The sequence below is a fragment of the Paenibacillus sp. FSL L8-0333 genome (genome assembly GCF_037965665.1).
GTDB lineage: Bacteria > Bacillota > Bacilli > Paenibacillales > Paenibacillaceae > Paenibacillus_AQ > Paenibacillus_AQ odorifer.
Genome location: NZ_CP150186.1, coordinates 947,231 through 964,848, shown reverse-complemented (window position 1 = coordinate 964,848; position 17,618 = coordinate 947,231). Strand labels below are relative to the sequence as shown.

Sequence of the window (17,618 nt, the reverse complement as noted above, 5' to 3'; positions counted from 1 at the left end):
AGGCAGCAGCAAAGCTCAACATTATAGACTTATTCATAGCAGCGGCAGACTTCCCCATGATCATTCAGAGGGTAGCTGCCGCTGTTTTGGATATGCTAAAAAAACCATTTGACCTTCACGTTACGTAAAGGTGTACATTTGAATTGTAGGAGGTGATACTACGGAATACACAGTGCAGAAGCTCGCAGAGTTAGCTGGAATCAGCACACGGACCCTGCGCTACTACGATGAGTTTGGCATTCTTAAGCCGGCGAGAATCAACTCTTCAGGGTATCGTATCTATGGCCGTACCGAAGTAGATCTACTACAGCAAATTTTGTTTTATCGGGAGCTTGGCTTAAGTCTGGAACGTATCAAGGCTATTATGACAGAGCCCTCATTCGACGGAGCCAAAGCACTGCGGGAGCATCATGACAAGCTACTGGAAAAAAGACAGCAATTAGATCTATTAATCGCTAACGTCGAAAAGACGCTGGCTCAAAAAGAAGGGAGAATTACCATGAGTGATACTGAAAAATTCGAAGGCTTTAAGCAAAAGCTGGTAGATGATAACGAAAAGAAATATGGCCAAGAAATAAGGGAGAAATACGGAGATGACACCATTAATCAATCCAACCAAAAGCTTAAAGGGATGACAGAAGAACAATATGCAGCTATACAACAGCTTGAGGAAGAGATGTTCGAAACGCTCTTGCAAGCGATGGAGCATGGGGATCCTGCCAGTATATTGGCGCAAAAAAGTGCTGACCTACACCGTGAGTGGCTCTCCTTCTACTGGAATTCCTATTCCAAAGAAGCTCATGCTGGTGTTGCACAATTGTATGTTGATGATGAACGTTTTACCGAATACTATGACAAGCGCCACCCTGGACTCGCTGCGTTTCTAAGAGATGCCGTACATGTATATACGGGAAAAAATGCGTAAGCGCACCAACAATACTTTAAAATAGAAAAAGGCATCCGGATATTCCGGACGCCTTTTTTTGCGGCAATATCAACAGCAGAAATCACAGACTGCGGTGCAGCAGTGACAATGTATTCCGAAGCTCAACCACAGCTACCTGTCCAGGTGCAGAAGGTTTATCTGCAGCTCCGAAGGTAAGCGCTGAACCGAAAATTTCACCAGCTAAACGGCTGATCACCCCGGCTCCCGCCATAGACATCGTTATAATTGGGCGGTCTGCATATTTTTCCTTCATGATGTGTGTAGCTTCCAGCAAAGTTAGCACATCGCCTGCATCTCGGGGCATAACGGCAATTTTGGGCAAATCCCCGCCAAGCTCCTGCGCCTTGCATAACCGCGAGATGATCTCCTCTTTAGGAGGTGTTCCCTGAAAATCATGATTTGAAATAATGACAGATACATTATGAGTATGAGCAGCTTCGACCAATAGCTTTACATCCTGCTCATCATTAAATAATTCAACATCTATTATATCTACTAGACCGCTCTCGGCAGCAGCTTTATTCAGTGCTGTGTAATATTCCGTGCTGACTTGCTTCTCTCCGCCTTCTTTTGCACTCCGAAAAGTAAAAATCAGCGGCAGATCTGGAATCACAGAACAGATTTCGCTTAGTGCGTTCTTAACAGAAGCAACGTCTTCCACTTCAGCAAAAAAATCCGTCCGCCACTCCACCAAATCAGGTTGCAGTACTTTCAGCGCTTCAGCTTCCTGCTTCAGCTCAGACAAGGTCGCTCCAATTAGCGGAACACATATCTTAGGGATTCCTTCGCCGATGATCACATTTTTAACGGTTACTGTTCTGCTCATTATTTAAGCTCCTTATCCTATCTCATCTAGTATAGATCTTGAGTATCCTGTACTGTCTATTCTACAGCGATTTACGATTTAGAAACTGCTCGACCTCGGACAACTGCGGCAATGAAGGGATCGCCCCTTCTTTCCCTACAGCCAATGCACCTACAGCATTAGCGAAGCTCACGGCTTCCTCCAAGGTCTTTCCTAAGACTAACTGCTGGGCTAATGCGCCATTAAATGAGTCTCCGGCAGCAACTGTATCTACCGCCTTTACCGGGAAGCCTGGAACAGCCTTGGCTCCTTCAGCATTCACAATCAGAGCGCCTTTTGAGCCCAAGGTTACGATAACGTTCTGTACTCCTTTTTGCAGCAAAATACGGGCTGCCTGCTCAGCAGTCTCTGCGCTATCCACAGTCATTCCGGACAAAATCCCGGCTTCTGTCTCATTAGGTGTCAGGTAAGATACCTGAGCCAGCATCTCATCCTTTAGCACTCTAGCTGGTGCAGGATTAAGGATCACCGGAATCCTCTTACGATGGGCAATCGCAATCGCCTGCTCACTCATCGCCAGATCCATTTCAAGCTGCAGCACAATGATCTTAGCCTGGCTAATCACAGCCTCCAATGCCTGAATATCCTCTACCGTAAGCTCAATATTCGCTCCAGGTACCACGATAATCCGATTTTCTCCATCTTCTTCAATAACGATCGAAGCGACTCCTGTTGCCTGATGTTCACTTACAGAAATATGCTCTATATGAATGCCTTCATTCCTGATAATCTCCAGCATTTCGCTACCAAAGGTATCTTTTCCAACTCTTCCGATCATACTAACCTCTGCACCCAGACGTGCTGCGGCAACGGCCTGATTTGCCCCTTTTCCGCCAGGAGATAGAGCAAAGGCTTGTCCAATTAGGGTTTCTCCAGCATCCGGTGACCGGTTTGTACGTACTACCATGTCCATATTCAAGCTTCCAATCACAACTATATCCAACTTAGACACCACCATTAATTATTTCTTCAATCTCTTTATCTTAGGGGCTTCTGTCCACTTTATCAATCAATTCCGCTCAATTGGATTCAAAATGGTGGTTTTCACCAAATTGACGTTATGCTTTTATTCATCGAGTGTGCTAGAATAGTGGTGCAATCGCTTCCACAATGATTGCTGCACTATTTTGAGCAAACGTTTGCACCTGAGATAATGCCCGCAGCTTCACTGCAATTCAATCTAATCCGTGATTAGGAGGCTTATCAAGTGAACGAACAAAAATTACCGTCAGTCGCTTATTTTAGTATGGAGTACGGGCTGCATTCCGATTTCAAAATGTATGCCGGAGGTCTGGGCATTCTTGCCGGAGACTACATTAAGGGTGCAAAAGATATCAACGCCCCTATCATCCCTATTGGGCTGAAGTGGAAACAAGGTTACACGGACCAAAAGATTGATGCAAACGGCAATCCGTACGACTCCTATCACAATTATGTTTATGAGTTTCTTGAAGATACAGGGGTTAAGGTAACTGTTAAAGTCCGAAAAACCGATGTGGTATGCAAAGTATGGAAAACTGATTATTTTGGCAACAGCACATTGTATTTACTGGATACAGATATACCCGAGAATAATGATGCCTGGATCACAGGCCAATTGTATGGTTGGTTCGGCGAAGAACGGATCGCACAAGAGATCGTGCTTGGGATTGGTGGAGTCAAGGCTATGCGTGCGCTGCAAATCCCTATTGATGTCTATCACTTCAATGAGGGTCATGCGGCTCTAGCGGCTATCGAGCTAATCCGTGAAAAAATGTCCGGAGGCCATACCTTCGAAGAAGCTTGGAAAGCGACTCGCGAAGAAGTAGTATTCACTACCCACACACCAATCAAAGAAGGCAACGAAACCCATCCTCTCGACCGACTTGAGTATATGAGTGCGTTCAACGGCTTAACCCGTGACCAGATGGAACGGATCGGCGGCGAGCCATTTAATATGACGGTTGCAGGTCTAAGGCTGTCACGTATTTCCAACGCAGTAGCCCAGCTACACGCCGATACGGCTAATAAAATGTGGAAGGAAGTAGCCGGAAGATCAGAAATTATAGGCATTACTAATGCCATCCATACTCCTACCTGGGTAGATGAAAGAATGACGCAAGCCTACGAACAAGATGGCGACTTATGGGCAGTGCATAAAGAGATCAAGGGAGAACTGATCCAGTTCATCAAAGAACGTTCCGGCATTAGCTTAAATGCTGACAATCTACTCATTGGCTTCTCACGCAGAGCAGCTCCATATAAACGAAGCGACCTGATCTTCTCGCAGCCAGAAATTATCGAACCTTATCTGGAGTCTGGAAAGATACAAATTGTATTTTCCGGCAAAGCGCACCCACTCGATGATAACGGTAAAAAAATCGTCAGCAACCTAGTAGCGATGATGAAAAAGTATCCAAAGAGTGTGGTATTCCTCGAGAATTACGATATGACGATTGGCGCCCAGCTGACGCGCGGTGCTGATATTTGGCTCAACAATCCACGCAGACCACTGGAAGCCAGCGGCACCTCCGGGATGAAAGCAGCAATGAACGGTGTATTGAACTGTTCTATTCTGGATGGCTGGTGGCCGGAAGCCTGCATCGATGGTGAGAATGGCTGGCAGATTGGAGACGGCTTCGAAACTACAGACTTTGAGGTGCTGGATAAGCATGATAGTGATGCACTGTACGACACCTTATTGAAACGTGTGCTCCCAACCTTTTACGAGAATCGTAAACAATGGGTACAAATGATGAAAAAGAGTATCGAAACCACCCGTACGGAGTTTGCCACCAAAAGAATGCTAGATGAATATTACAACAGAATGTACATTAAAGCCTAAGTACAAGAACCGAATATCTTCTATATCAAAAAATGCAGCGCACCCCTCCAGTGATGGTAGGGATGCGCTGTTTCTTTTTTAATTCTGCTAAGCAATTAATCACTTTGTCTATCATATATATCTGAATGTGCCAACGATGTAATGACGATTCCCACATATTGTAATGTGTCAATTATTTAAAAAGTGTTGCAATTTCTTTAAAAAACATTAATATAGAACTTATACTAAATCTAAAATCAAATCTCATGAGGTGATTCTATTAATGAGCTCCAATAATAATAATCTTACAACCAGCTGGGGTGCTCCAGTAGGCGACAATCAGAATTCAATGACAGCCGGTGACCGCGGTCCCACTTTGCTGCAAGATGTCCATCTGCTTGAGAAATTAGCCCACTTTAACAGAGAACGTGTTCCTGAACGTGTCGTTCATGCTAAAGGTGCTGGCGCTCACGGGTATTTTGAAGTTACAAAAGATCTGACCCAATACACAAAAGCTAACTTTTTGTCTGAAGTAGGCAAACGTACACCGTTGTTCATTCGTTTTTCTACTGTAGCTGGTGAATTAGGTTCTGCTGATACCGTACGCGACCCTCGTGGTTTTGCCGTGAAGTTCTATACTGAAGAAGGAAACTATGATCTCGTAGGTAACAATACGCCTGTATTCTTCGTTCGTGATGCGATTAAATTCCCGGACTTTATTCATACACAGAAACGTGATCCACAGACACATCTGAAGAACCCGAATGCTGTATGGGACTTCTGGTCTTTATCGCCTGAATCTCTGCATCAGGTAACGATTTTGATGTCGGATCGCGGAATTCCAGCTACGCTGAGACATATGCATGGGTTTGGTAGCCATACCTTCAAGTGGGTAAATGCCGAGGGTAATACAGTCTGGGTGAAATACCATTTCAAAACAGAACAAGGCATTAAGAATCTAGATGCAGACCTTGCTTCCAAAATCGCTGGGGAAAACCCGGATTATCATACAGAAGACTTGTTCAATGCTATTGATAAAGGAGATTTCCCTGCTTGGAAGCTCTACGTGCAAATTATGCCGATCGAGGATGCGAAGACTTACCGTTTTGATCCATTTGATGTAACAAAGGTCTGGTCACAAAAAGATTATCCGTTAATCGAGGTTGGCCGTATGGTATTGGATCGCAATCCGGAGAACTACTTCGCTGAAGTAGAACAAGTCACATTCTCTCCCGGCTCTTTCGTTCCTGGTATTGAAGCTTCGCCGGATAAATTGCTACAAGGCCGTCTGTTCGCGTATGGTGATGCACACCGCCACCGGGTTGGCCCTAACCACAACAGCCTGCCTATCAACCGTCCAAAAGTAGAAGTGAAGAACTATCAACGTGATGGTGGCATGGCCTTGGGCAACAATGGCGGTTCCGGAGCCTATTACGAGCCTAACAGCTTAGGGGGACCAAAAGAATCACCGCAGCATAAAACATCGCCGTTCGAAGTCTCCGGATATGCGGATAGTGTCGCCTACAATAGTGACGATCACTATACACAACCAGGTGACTTGTACCGTCTAATGTCTGAAGAAGAACGTACCCGTCTAGTTCAAAACATCGTTGGCGCTATGACTCCTGTTGAAAGTAACGATATCAAACGTCGCCAGATTGAACATTTCTTTAAGGCTGATCCAGACTTGGGACAGCGTATCGCATCCGGTTTGGGTCTATCCGTACCAGACGGAATGTAAGACTGTAAATGCACTTATAAACTAAAGAGGACCTTTGCCCGTAGATGGGAAAGGTCCTCTTTTTACTAATTAGCTGAAAACATAATAAATGATGACAATCACAACGCACAGCGTAGAGACAATGGATAGACATGAAAAAAACGTGTTCCAGTTATTGCCTTTCATTTGTCTTATACACGACCAGTATAGTGGTTCTTTGGTGCTCTGCCCCATCACGTGATGATTTAACTACCGAACCGTAACAGATATTCACAATCTGTTCCTCCCGTAGTCCTGCCAGGAACTCATTAGCTTTATTCTCTGCATAAGAATTATCAGCATCTACAAACTCTTTAACTTGAATCATCCTGATCTCCTCCTTTAATAAATTAAGTAGTTATTTTATAGTTCTGGAATCTATATGTGAACTCAACGAAATGTACATGGCGTATCACTCCCCAGGTAACAATTAATGTAAAAATATCTTCAAAATACAGTATAGGCATTTCGCAGTTTTCTACGAAATGCCTATGCATCAGCCTATCATAGCACCCAAGTATGTAATAGTCAAAGGTTTTCATTACAATATTTAGAAGGTTTTAATTCCCCTTTTAAAATGGATTGGATTTACAAATAGAAGCTGGTATACTGATCAGAAGGTCTCCATTGGGGGGCCTCTATTTGTATAGGAGGGATTTTAAGATGGCAACACACCATAACAAGTTTACAAGGAATGTGTTACTTAGAGGGGGTGAAATCTACTATGAACCATAGTCTTATCTATGAAGGCTCACGGACACAGCTGCTTCAGCAGCTTATTTATTTTGATGAGGAAAAAATCGCATTTCTAAATCAATACTTTCCGGTACGAAGCAAGGATAGAAGCAATGCTGAAACGCTGTTGTCCCGTTATTGCTCTGAGCTGGAACAATTACTAACTGAGTTTAATGGTGAAGATTTAAATTCTCAGGTCTTTATCGGAAGCCAGTTGCAGCTTCGTTACTTGGACGATAATACTACAGATATCTATACCATCGTATTTCCTAACCAAGCAGAACCTAACGATAACAAGATTTCTATGTTGTCACCTATAGGCATGCAGTTGCTGCTGGCTGAGCTCGGCAGTACTTGTCAGCTAGCGATTCCTTCAGGTCAACTAGAGGTGAAGATCGAAAGTATTAAGTTCGTGAATAATGGTGAGGTAGGCGTTCTTATATAAGGACGATCCCTTATAAACCCACTACAGCAGCGTCCCTTTCCTATATTAAGGAGGGGGGCGTTTCTATTATTTAAGTCTCCGTAAGATATGTCCAATCAAAAAAACACCCGCCTAATACCGGCAGGTGTTTCTCATTATAAGCGGGTGATGGGAATCGAACCCACGCTATCAGCTTGGAAGGCTGAAGTTCTACCATTGAACTACACCCGCAAAGGTATAAAATCGGGATGACACGATTTGAACATGCGACCCCCTGGTCCCAAACCAGGTGCTCTACCAAGCTGAGCTACATCCCGTTAACAATACTATAACTGCTTAGTAATAAAAATGGCGCGCCCTGAGAGATTCGAACTCCCGGCCTTTTGATTCGTAGTCAAACGCTCTATCCAGCTGAGCTAAGGGCGCAAAATCTATATGGAGCGGACGACGGGAATCGAACCCGCGACCCTCGCCTTGGCAAGGCGATGCTCTACCGCTGAGCCACGTCCGCAAAAACATGGTGCGCGTGAAGGGACTCGAACCCCCACGTCGTGAAACGCCAGATCCTAAGTCTGGTGCGTCTGCCAATTCCGCCACACGCGCACACTTTAAAGAAAATGGTGAGCCATGAAGGACTCGAACCTTCGACACCCTGATTAAAAGTCAGGTGCTCTACCAACTGAGCTAATGGCTCTCATAAATGGCTGGGGATATAGGATTTGAACCTATGCATGACGGAGTCAAAGTCCGTTGCCTTACCGCTTGGCTAATCCCCAATAATAATTAACTAAATGGCGGAACCGACGGGATTCGAACCCGCGATCTCCTGCGTGACAGGCAGGCATGTTAGGCCAACTACACCACGGTTCCATAGACATAATGCATAAGTGTAAATTGGTTGCGGGGGCAGGATTTGAACCTGCGGCCTTCGGGTTATGAGCCCGACGAGCTACCGGGCTGCTCCACCCCGCGTCATTAATAAGTATATACTATTCATTTTCACCATACCAGCTTATCCCTAAACATAATGTATAAGAGTAAATTGGTTGCGGGGGCAGGACTTGAACCTGCGACCTTCGGGTTATGAGCCCGACGAGCTACCGGGCTGCTCCACCCCGCGTCAGTGAGAATATTATGGTGGAGGCTGAGGGGATCGAACCCCCGACCCTCTGCTTGTAAGGCAGATGCTCTCCCAGCTGAGCTAAGCCTCCATGATATGACCCGTATGGGATTCGAACCCATGTTACCTCCGTGAAAGGGAGGTGTCTTAACCCCTTGACCAACGGGCCATGCTAATAATTTTTATGGCGGAGAGAGAGGGATTCGAACCCTCGAGACGCTTGTGGCGCCTACACGATTTCCAATCGTGCTCCTTCGGCCAAACTCGGACACCTCTCCATAAATGGCTCCCCGAACAGGACTCGAACCTGTGACAACTCGATTAACAGTCGAGTGCTCTACCAACTGAGCTATCAGGGAATATGGTGGGCCTTAGTGGACTCGAACCACCGACCTCACCCTTATCAGGGGTGCGCTCTAACCAGCTGAGCTAAAGGCCCTTCTAAGACATATTAATATTAAGGGCAAAAAAAATACCACGGGTAATGTGGTTGTCCGCTTGGCGGCGTCCTACTCTCCCAGGACCCTTCGGTCCAAGTACCATCGGCGCTGGAGGGCTTAACGGTCGTGTTCGGGATGGGTACGTGTGGAACCCCTCCGCTATCGCCACCAAACGGGCATTTACAGCGTAAATGCTCAGGCTTAATCGCCTGAAAACTGAATCCGAAACGAATCTGCATTCTAAGTATAGGATAAGCCCTCGACCGATTAGTATTGGTCAGCTCCATGCATTGCTGCACTTCCACCTCCAACCTATCTACCTCGTCGTCTTCAAGGGGTCTTACTAATTGGGAAATCTCATCTTGAGGGGGGCTTCACGCTTAGATGCTTTCAGCGCTTATCCCGTCCGTACGTAGCTACCCAGCCATGCTCCTGGCGGAACAACTGGTGCACCAGCGGTACGTCCATCCCGGTCCTCTCGTACTAAGGACAGCTCCTCTCAAATTTCCTGCGCCCACGACAGATAGGGACCGAACTGTCTCACGACGTTCTGAACCCAGCTCGCGTACCGCTTTAATGGGCGAACAGCCCAACCCTTGGGACCTACTTCAGCCCCAGGATGCGATGAGCCGACATCGAGGTGCCAAACCTCCCCGTCGATGTGGACTCTTGGGGGAGATAAGCCTGTTATCCCCAGGGTAGCTTTTATCCGTTGAGCGATGGCCCTTCCATGCGGTACCACCGGATCACTAAGTCCGACTTTCGTCCCTGCTCGACTTGTAGGTCTCGCAGTCAAGCTCCCTTATGCCTTTGCACTCTGCGAATGATTTCCAACCATTCTGAGGGAACCTTGGAACGCCTCCGTTACTCTTTAGGAGGCGACCGCCCCAGTCAAACTGCCCGCCTGACACGGTCCCCGTACCCGATTAGGGTACTAGGTTAGAACCTAGATACGATCAGGGTGGTATCCCAACGGCGCCTCCACCGAAGCTTGCGCTCCGATTTCTACGGCTCCCACCTATCCTGTACAGATCGTACCCAAATTCAATATCAAGCTGCAGTAAAGCTCCATGGGGTCTTTCCGTCTTGTCGCGGGTAACCTGCATCTTCACAGGTATTAAAATTTCACCGGATCTCTCGTTGAGACAGCGCCCAAGTCGTTACGCCATTCGTGCGGGTCAGAATTTACCTGACAAGGAATTTCGCTACCTTAGGACCGTTATAGTTACGGCCGCCGTTTACTGGGGCTTCGGTTCATAGCTTCGGGTTACCCCTAACCACTCCCCTTAACCTTCCAGCACCGGGCAGGCGTCAGCCCGTATACTTCGCCTTGCGGCTTCGCACAGACCTGTGTTTTTGCTAAACAGTCGCTTGGGCCTTTTCACTGCGGCCCCCTCGTGCTATTCACACTACCGGGGCACCCCTTCTCCCGAAGTTACGGGGTCATTTTGCCGAGTTCCTTAACGAGAGTTCTTCCGCGCGCCTTAGAATTCTCTTCTCGCCTACCTGTGTCGGTTTGCGGTACGGGCACCTTCTCCTGGCTAGAGGCTTTTCTTGGCAGTGTGAGATCATGACCTTCGCTACTACAATTTTCGCTCCCCATCACAGCCCAGCCTTAATGATGTGCGGATTTGCCTACACATCAGCCTCACTGCTTAGACGGACATCCATCAGTCCGCGTCACTACCCTCCTGCGTCACCCCATCGCTCATAGCGGATTACGGTGGTACAGTAATTTCAAACTGTTGTCCTTCGACTACGCCTTTCGGCCTCGCCTTAGGTCCCGACTTACCCTGAGCGGACGAGCCTTCCTCAGGAAACCTTGGGCTTTCGGCGGATCAGATTCTCACTGATCTTTTCGTTACTCATACCGGCATTCTCACTTGTGTAGTGTCCAGCGCTCTTTTCAGTACACCTTCAACCCCTACACAACGCTCCCCTACCCCAGATACATACGTATCTAGCCATAGCTTCGGTGGTGTGTTTAGCCCCGTTACATTTTCGGCGCAGAGTCACTCGACCAGTGAGCTATTACGCACTCTTTCAATGGTGGCTGCTTCTAAGCCAACATCCTGGTTGTCTGTGCAACTCCACATCCTTTCCCACTTAACACACACTTGGGGACCTTAGCTGATGGTCTGGGCTGTTTCCCTTTTGACAATGGATCTTAGCACTCACTGTCTGACTCCCGGCAATAAGTATATGGCATTCGGAGTTTGACTGAGCTTGGTAATCCTTGCGGACCCCGCACCCAATCAGTGCTCTACCTCCACTACTCTTATACCGAGGCTAGCCCTAAAGCTATTTCGGGGAGAACCAGCTATCTCCGAGTTCGATTGGAATTTCTCCGCTACCCCCACCTCATCCCCGCACTTTTCAACGTACGTGGGTTCGGGCCTCCAGTGCGTGTTACCGCACCTTCACCCTGGACAGGGGTAGATCACACGGTTTCGGGTCTACGTCCACATACTCAATCGCCCTATTCAGACTCGCTTTCGCTGCGGCTCCACCTTCTCGGCTTAACCTTGCATGTTAAACGTAACTCGCCGGTTCATTCTACAAAAGGCACGCCATCACCCATAGATCGGGCTCTGACTTTTTGTAAGCACACGGTTTCAGGTTCTATTTCACTCCCCTTCCGGGGTGCTTTTCACCTTTCCCTCACGGTACTGTTTCACTATCGGTCGCCAGGTAGTATTTAGCCTTAGCAGATGGTCCTGCTGGATTCATACGGGGTTTCACGTGCCCCGCACTACTCGGGATCCGTCTCGGAGAGAACACAGTTTAGGTTACAGGGCTTTTACCTCTATCGCGGGCCTTTCCAGACCTCTTCACCTACCATATTCCTTTGTAACTCCATGTGAGACGTCCCACAACCCCTAAGAGCAAGCTCTTAGGTTTAGGCTGTTCCGCGTTCGCTCGCCGCTACTGACGGAATCACTATTGTTTTCTCTTCCTCAGGGTACTTAGATGTTTCAGTTCCCCTGGTCTGCCTCTACACACCCTATGTATTCAGGTATGAGTAACTGCGAATTACCACAGCTGGGTTTCCCCATTCGGACACCCCCGGATCAAAGCTTGCTTACAGCTCCCCGAGGCAGTTTCGTTGTTCGCCACGTCCTTCGTCGGCTCCTGGCGCCTAGGCATCCTCCGTGTGCTCTTATTAGCTTAACCTTGATTCTTCCGAAGAAAAATCTCACTAATAACATTTACTTGTTTGCACAAGTTGCTAAAAGATGTTCTAAAACGCAAATTCGTTTCGGTATCCAGTTTTCAAGGATCAAGTCTTACTTGAGAGCTTAAACTCTCAAAACTGAGCAACGAGTGAGTAACAGGCCTAAACCTGAGTTTTGGAAGCTTAGCTTCCGATTTGAATGTCCTCATTGCAGAGAACGATTCTCCATAGAAAGGAGGTGATCCAGCCGCACCTTCCGATACGGCTACCTTGTTACGACTTCACCCCAATCATCTACCCCACCTTCGGCGGCTGGCTCCCTTGCGGGTTACCCCACCGACTTCGGGTGTTGTAAACTCTCGTGGTGTGACGGGCGGTGTGTACAAGACCCGGGAACGTATTCACCGCGGCATGCTGATCCGCGATTACTAGCAATTCCGACTTCATGCAGGCGAGTTGCAGCCTGCAATCCGAACTGAGACCGGCTTTGATGGGATTGGCTCCACCTCGCGGCTTCGCTTCCCGTTGTACCGGCCATTGTAGTACGTGTGTAGCCCAGGTCATAAGGGGCATGATGATTTGACGTCATCCCCACCTTCCTCCGGTTTGTCACCGGCAGTCACTCTAGAGTGCCCAGCATTACCTGCTGGCAACTAAAGTTAAGGGTTGCGCTCGTTGCGGGACTTAACCCAACATCTCACGACACGAGCTGACGACAACCATGCACCACCTGTCTCCTCTGTCCCGAAGGCCGCTGCTATCTCTAGCAGATTCAGAGGGATGTCAAGACCTGGTAAGGTTCTTCGCGTTGCTTCGAATTAAACCACATACTCCACTGCTTGTGCGGGTCCCCGTCAATTCCTTTGAGTTTCAGTCTTGCGACCGTACTCCCCAGGCGGAGTGCTTACTGTGTTAACTTCGGCACCAAGGGTATCGAAACCCCTAACACCTAGCACTCATCGTTTACGGCGTGGACTACCAGGGTATCTAATCCTGTTTGCTCCCCACGCTTTCGCGCCTCAGCGTCAGTTACAGCCCAGAAAGTCGCCTTCGCCACTGGTGTTCCTCCACATATCTACGCATTTCACCGCTACACGTGGAATTCCACTTTCCTCTTCTGTACTCAAGCCACCCAGTTTCCAGTGCGACCTCAGGTTGAGCCCAAGGTTTAAACACCAGACTTAAATAGCCGCCTGCGCGCGCTTTACGCCCAATAATTCCGGACAACGCTTGCCCCCTACGTATTACCGCGGCTGCTGGCACGTAGTTAGCCGGGGCTTTCTTCTCAGGTACCGTCACTCCGATAGCAGTTACTCTACCGGACGTTCTTCCCTGGCAACAGAGCTTTACGATCCGAAAACCTTCATCACTCACGCGGCGTTGCTCCGTCAGGCTTTCGCCCATTGCGGAAGATTCCCTACTGCTGCCTCCCGTAGGAGTCTGGGCCGTGTCTCAGTCCCAGTGTGGCCGTTCACCCTCTCAGGTCGGCTACGCATCGTCGCCTTGGTGGGCCGTTACCCCACCAACTAGCTAATGCGCCGCAGGCCCATCCCTCAGTGACAGATTGCTCCGTCTTTCATTCTTCTCTCAGGAGAAAAAAGAAATTATCCGGTATTAGCTACCGTTTCCGGTAGTTATCCCAGTCTGAAGGGCAGGTTGCCTACGTGTTACTCACCCGTCCGCCGCTAAGTTACTTTGAAAGCAAGCTTTCAAAGTAACTCCGCTCGACTTGCATGTATTAGGCACGCCGCCAGCGTTCGTCCTGAGCCAGGATCAAACTCTCCAATTAGTATTGAAAAGAGCGATATGCTCATTTTGAAACATCTGACGAGAAAATTAATTCTCTAATTTTGGATTTCACTTACGTGATTTCCTACTCACTCGTTGTTCAGTTTTCAAAGATCAAGTTCTCGTTGGCGCCGTTTAATGTCTCAGCAGCAACTCTTATACTATATCATGTTCGGCTATTTAATGTCAAGCTCTTTTTTCAACTTCTTTTTCGAGCTCGGCATGTGTATTTCTTGGCCGGACTTAGAATATATCATGTATAGAGATTCATTGCAAGCTTTATTTTAAAAAACTAAACACATACTTTTCCCCAATTGTATCGCAACCGCATTCCCCTTTTCCGCGTCTATCTATTCAACATCAAAGTCCCTTCATACATAGGTATCAACTCCATTATTTTTTGGCAAAGAGGTGATTCATATAAAGACCTTGCATGATCTCTAGCTTCCCTCTAAAAGGAGGTTGGAGAATCAATGAGCAGAAGTGTGAAAAAGCAACCCGTGTGCAGCGACCAACAGAAACACGGTTCCTCATGGGCTAAAAAGCAAGCCAATAAAGCCGTCCGCCGCTCCCCTGGCGACATCCCTAAAGGGAAATGGTATCAGAAACTGTATAACAGCTGGAACATTTGCGACTACAGCTTTTACCAAACTAAACAGCAGGCGATTCATGAATGGGAGACAAACAACTGGATCCAGATGAGATTTCCCTCCCGCCAAGAGGCCATTCAAGATTGGCACAAGTCTTATAGAAGAAAGTAAATCAAAAGATGCCCCGGCAGGGAAGCGCCGGGGCATCTTTTTACCTAGAAGCTTAATTTCGCACCTACAGTTACAATCTCAGATGGACCTATCTCTAAGTGGTGAACCGAAGACGTTGCTCCTTGTAAAGCAGGGTTAAGCTGCTCTAAGATATTGCTTTTAAATAAATACTCTTGAGGACTGTTCACTTTCAGTTGCAGTTGTGTCTGCTGAGCGGACATATTGTACCAACGCAAAAACAAGTCGCCTGAAGTTCCGTTCATTTTCATGGATGAGAAGGCCATGTTGTCTCCTTCCCAAACCAATGGGGTATATCCAGAGTTCAACTTCCCGCTATGCAGACCGGTCTGACATACCGTCCAAGGGATCTGGAATTGATAGGCCTCTGTAAATGCCCGCTGTTCACTTCCCTCACCAGAATGAGGAATCAGCTCCAGTTGTGCTGTATATTCACCCAGGCACTGAGCTTCCGGAGTTGGGAACCAGCCCCAATCCCCCAATTCCCCTACGCTGCGTAGCAGGGTGACGGCAATAGTATTGCGTCCATCCCGCAGAACCTCATATTCGTTCAATCCCTGGTTGGCTACCGTAAGTCCTACATCGCCATTGCTGACATCTACAAAGGATTGCTGATGTTGAGTATTGCTCGGATTTACCCATTCCGGTGCCGGATTATTGTCCCGCATAGCCACTTCGAACATAGAATCCACACGATGCACATCGGTAGACAAATCGGTCGGGAACAGCATTCGCACCCGGTGATCCTTGGCTTTGTTATTAATTGTGGATTCAATATGCACGCCTTTGCCTTCCCGCTCCAGCGATACGACGGTACGAAGCTTCAAAACCACCGTATTTACGCTCCGCTGCGCTTTACGCTCAGGATAATACACAAGTGCACGCTGTTCCGCCTCCAAGGTGTCATCCGCCGAAGCCGGAATCTCCCAATCTATTTGGATCTCAATGGCCGCACGGAAGGGAGAGTCTTCAATCACCTTAATGACTGCAGGCTGGCCTTTGGTCGTCAGCGCTTGTTCACCTTCTGGCTGCTTGTACATGTATTCATTGCCTACGTCTCCGGTATTCTCGTAAATCCCCAACTCACGATAAGTGGTACCGCTGCGCTTATCCAATAATGTAAATGAACCATCCTCAGCAACAACTACCTTGAGAGATGCATTCTCCAAGCTGTGCTCTCCTTCTATTAAAGAGCTTCCCTGAGCGGATTCCGCAGCTGATTGTACCCAAGCGTAAGTACAAAGCCCAAGTGCAGGCACATTGCGGGCTTCAAAAGTAAGTCTCACCTTGCGGCACATATACGGCTGGCGGAATTGGTCATCAGGCAGATCATAACCAAAGTTTAAACCCAGGTCTTCCACTGTAGACGCTAATTCCTCCCCTGTGTGATCGACGAGAATCCGGCCGGACAAATCAACAGCCAGCATTCTGCGGGCGGTCTCATCCAACGGATAACCCTCGCGCAGATATAACCGTTCAGCATCCAGCTCTATAGTCACCGTTCCCGTACGCTTCCACCCCGTGGTATTCATCACTATAAAAGGAACTGCATCTTCCCCGTAGGCGGAAAAGCCCGAAGTATCCACTTGATCTGCGATAAACTTAACGCTGTCATCTATGATGCTCTCAGCAACATGCCGGCTTTTATCAAAACGCATTACCATCTCACGATGCACTTCATCCACACTACAACCACAGATACTGTCATGCGGATGGTTCTGCATCAGCGTCTTCCAGGCATAGGTGAATAGATGATGTGGGTAGTCCTGTCCGGACAGGCGGGCGATGGAGGCCAGCGGCTCGGCTACTTTTTCCAAAAGAGTCTGGCCCAGCTGGTTCATCTGCTTCAAATAAACCCGGGCTGAGGCTGTGTTCACCAAGGTGCCCCATCCGTCTGTGCGCTGGCTGCGCAGTTCCCCGGTAACGGTGGAGAGCTCCCGCTGACCCGAAGATAATTGCTGATCCAAGTCTTGCAGATAGTCCGGGAAATTCGAATGCACGAACTTCACTTCAGGGTATAGCTTTTCGGCGGTGCGGATAGCTTCCGGCAAATCCAATTGCAGAGGCTGGTGGTCGCACCCGTTCATGAACAATAGCTCCCCCGTTGAAGCATACTTCTCTGCATCCGCAAGCTTACGGTCCCAGAATTCCCGGGCCGCACCTTCCTCTACAGGAACTTCATTGCCGTTAGAATACCAGTTGGCAAATAGGATACCGAGAATTTTGGATCCATCCGGTCCTTCCCAGATCAGCTCGGAGAAAGAGGACTCATAACCCGCATCCGATACAGTGTTGTTAAATCCCGTAGGCTTCACCCCGCGTCCAAAAAAAGCATTCGTAATCCCTGACTGCAACATCAGCTGCGGAGTCTGTCCGACCAAGCCAAAGGTATCGGGAAAATAACCGATTTTGGAAGGCTCGCCGTATTTCTCGGCATCCTGATGGCCGATCTGCATATTCCGCACATTTGCCTCACCGCTCGTCAGGAACGCATCCTGCAAAATGTACCAAGGTCCGATCAAGATTCGCCCATCCCGGATATACTGCTCCAGCTTCTCTTTGTTCTCTGGCCGAACCTGAAGATAATCCTCCAGAATAATGGTTTGCCCGTCGAGGTAAAAACTGCGGAAGGCGGAATCTCCGTCCAGCTTGGCAAGCAGTGCATCCACCAGCTGAACCAGACGGACGTGGTGTTTCTCATAGGGCAAATACCATTCACGGTCCCAGTGAGTATGGGACACGATATGGGCTGTTTTGGTTGTTGTGTGGGTCATCTGTGTGTAC

The 17,618-nt window shown here is 48.1% G+C and carries 9 protein-coding genes, 15 tRNA genes and 3 rRNA genes; 5 read left to right on the top strand and 22 right to left on the bottom strand.

The genetic code is table 11. The features are described from left to right. The first annotated feature begins 172 nt into the window (after positions 1-172). Positions 173-925, top strand: coding sequence for a MerR family transcriptional regulator (locus NYE72_RS04190; RefSeq protein ID WP_235219544.1), 753 nt, complete (start codon positions 173-175; stop codon positions 923-925). Between the two features lie 82 nt (positions 926-1,007). Here the strand turns inward: NYE72_RS04190 and aroD are convergent, their stop codons facing one another. Both aroD and rbsK read right to left on the bottom strand, forming a co-directional pair. After that, positions 1,008-1,772, bottom strand: a complete 765-nt coding sequence (aroD, locus tag NYE72_RS04185) for a type I 3-dehydroquinate dehydratase (RefSeq protein WP_036686891.1) — start codon at positions 1,770-1,772, stop codon at positions 1,008-1,010. A 61-nt stretch (positions 1,773-1,833) separates the two neighbouring features. Further along, on the bottom strand, positions 1,834-2,763 hold the full coding sequence (rbsK, locus tag NYE72_RS04180) for a ribokinase (RefSeq protein ID WP_200870230.1): 930 nt from the start codon (positions 2,761-2,763) through the stop codon (positions 1,834-1,836). Between the two features lie 255 nt (positions 2,764-3,018). Between rbsK and glgP the strand changes: the two genes are divergently transcribed. Then, entirely contained in the window at positions 3,019-4,635 is a 1,617-nt protein-coding gene (gene glgP, locus NYE72_RS04175) for an alpha-glucan family phosphorylase (RefSeq protein ID WP_036686887.1), read from the top strand. A 262-nt stretch (positions 4,636-4,897) separates the two neighbouring features. Next, the gene (gene katA / locus NYE72_RS04170; protein WP_036686886.1) at positions 4,898-6,355 is read left to right on the top strand and encodes a catalase KatA; all 1,458 of its coding nucleotides are present in this window, start codon (positions 4,898-4,900) and stop codon (positions 6,353-6,355) included. 151 nt (positions 6,356-6,506) lie between these two features. Here the strand turns inward: katA and NYE72_RS04165 are convergent, their stop codons facing one another. Then, positions 6,507-6,701: a sporulation protein Cse60 gene (locus NYE72_RS04165; RefSeq protein WP_036686883.1), complete on the bottom strand. Its 195-nt coding sequence runs from the start codon at positions 6,699-6,701 to the stop codon at positions 6,507-6,509. A 396-nt stretch (positions 6,702-7,097) separates the two neighbouring features. Here NYE72_RS04165 and NYE72_RS04160 point away from each other — a divergent pair, with 396 nt between their 5' ends. Next, positions 7,098-7,553, top strand: a complete 456-nt coding sequence (locus NYE72_RS04160; RefSeq protein WP_036686880.1) for a GreA/GreB family elongation factor — start codon at positions 7,098-7,100, stop codon at positions 7,551-7,553. 139 nt (positions 7,554-7,692) lie between these two features. On the opposite strand, the gene NYE72_RS04155 is transcribed toward NYE72_RS04160, so the two are convergent. From NYE72_RS04155 to NYE72_RS04070, 18 genes are all read right to left on the bottom strand, one after another. Continuing rightward, positions 7,693-7,763: transfer RNA gene (locus NYE72_RS04155), tRNA-Gly, on the bottom strand. Positions 7,764-7,775: 12 nt separating this feature from the next. Further along, positions 7,776-7,849 (bottom strand) — tRNA-Pro (locus NYE72_RS04150). A gap of 32 nt (positions 7,850-7,881) precedes the next feature. Then, positions 7,882-7,958 (bottom strand) — tRNA-Arg (locus NYE72_RS04145). A 10-nt stretch (positions 7,959-7,968) separates the two neighbouring features. Further along, positions 7,969-8,043: transfer RNA gene (locus NYE72_RS04140), tRNA-Gly, on the bottom strand. 7 nt (positions 8,044-8,050) lie between these two features. Continuing rightward, positions 8,051-8,135: transfer RNA gene (locus tag NYE72_RS04135), tRNA-Leu, on the bottom strand. 15 nt (positions 8,136-8,150) lie between these two features. Continuing rightward, positions 8,151-8,226 (bottom strand) — tRNA-Lys (locus NYE72_RS04130). Positions 8,227-8,233: 7 nt separating this feature from the next. Beyond that, positions 8,234-8,308, bottom strand: a tRNA-Gln gene (locus NYE72_RS04125). A gap of 16 nt (positions 8,309-8,324) precedes the next feature. Beyond that, positions 8,325-8,402 (bottom strand) — tRNA-Asp (locus NYE72_RS04120). Positions 8,403-8,427: 25 nt separating this feature from the next. After that, a tRNA-Met gene (locus NYE72_RS04115) sits at positions 8,428-8,504 on the bottom strand. A 71-nt stretch (positions 8,505-8,575) separates the two neighbouring features. Further along, a tRNA-Met gene (locus NYE72_RS04110) sits at positions 8,576-8,652 on the bottom strand. A gap of 15 nt (positions 8,653-8,667) precedes the next feature. Continuing rightward, a tRNA-Val gene (locus NYE72_RS04105) sits at positions 8,668-8,743 on the bottom strand. 6 nt (positions 8,744-8,749) lie between these two features. Next, positions 8,750-8,821 (bottom strand) — tRNA-Glu (locus NYE72_RS04100). Between the two features lie 16 nt (positions 8,822-8,837). Next, positions 8,838-8,930: transfer RNA gene (locus NYE72_RS04095), tRNA-Ser, on the bottom strand. Between the two features lie 5 nt (positions 8,931-8,935). After that, positions 8,936-9,011: transfer RNA gene (locus tag NYE72_RS04090), tRNA-Asn, on the bottom strand. Positions 9,012-9,014: 3 nt separating this feature from the next. Then, positions 9,015-9,091 (bottom strand) — tRNA-Ile (locus tag NYE72_RS04085). Positions 9,092-9,148: 57 nt separating this feature from the next. Beyond that, positions 9,149-9,265: ribosomal RNA gene (rrf, locus tag NYE72_RS04080) — 5S ribosomal RNA — on the bottom strand. Positions 9,266-9,339: 74 nt separating this feature from the next. Further along, positions 9,340-12,266, bottom strand: a 23S ribosomal RNA gene (locus NYE72_RS04075). 232 nt (positions 12,267-12,498) lie between these two features. Then, positions 12,499-14,056 (bottom strand): 16S ribosomal RNA (locus NYE72_RS04070). Together the 16S, 23S and 5S rRNA genes with 15 tRNA genes alongside form the textbook arrangement of a ribosomal RNA operon. 472 nt (positions 14,057-14,528) lie before the next feature. Here NYE72_RS04070 and NYE72_RS04065 point away from each other — a divergent pair. Continuing rightward, a complete protein-coding gene (locus NYE72_RS04065; protein WP_036684938.1) occupies positions 14,529-14,816 on the top strand; it encodes a hypothetical protein in 288 nt (95 codons plus the stop codon). Positions 14,817-14,860: 44 nt separating this feature from the next. Here NYE72_RS04065 and NYE72_RS04060 read toward each other — a convergent pair whose 3' ends face one another. Further along, positions 14,861-17,608: an alpha-mannosidase gene (locus NYE72_RS04060; RefSeq protein WP_339211371.1), complete on the bottom strand. Its 2,748-nt coding sequence runs from the start codon at positions 17,606-17,608 to the stop codon at positions 14,861-14,863. Positions 17,609-17,618: the final 10 nt, after the last annotated feature.

Bases quoted from the DNA above. Each gene is read 5' to 3' on its own strand.
- NYE72_RS04060 (WP_339211371.1), bottom strand. From the start codon at position 17,608: ATGACCCACACAACAACCAAAACAGCCCATATCGTGTCCCATACTCAC.
- NYE72_RS04165 (WP_036686883.1), bottom strand. From the start codon at position 6,701: ATGATTCAAGTTAAAGAGTTTGTAGATGCTGATAATTCTTATGCAGAG.
- NYE72_RS04160 (WP_036686880.1), top strand. From the start codon at position 7,098: ATGAACCATAGTCTTATCTATGAAGGCTCACGGACACAGCTGCTTCAG.
- katA (WP_036686886.1), top strand. From the start codon at position 4,898: ATGAGCTCCAATAATAATAATCTTACAACCAGCTGGGGTGCTCCAGTA.
- aroD (WP_036686891.1), bottom strand. From the start codon at position 1,772: ATGAGCAGAACAGTAACCGTTAAAAATGTGATCATCGGCGAAGGAATC.
- NYE72_RS04065 (WP_036684938.1), top strand. From the start codon at position 14,529: ATGAGCAGAAGTGTGAAAAAGCAACCCGTGTGCAGCGACCAACAGAAA.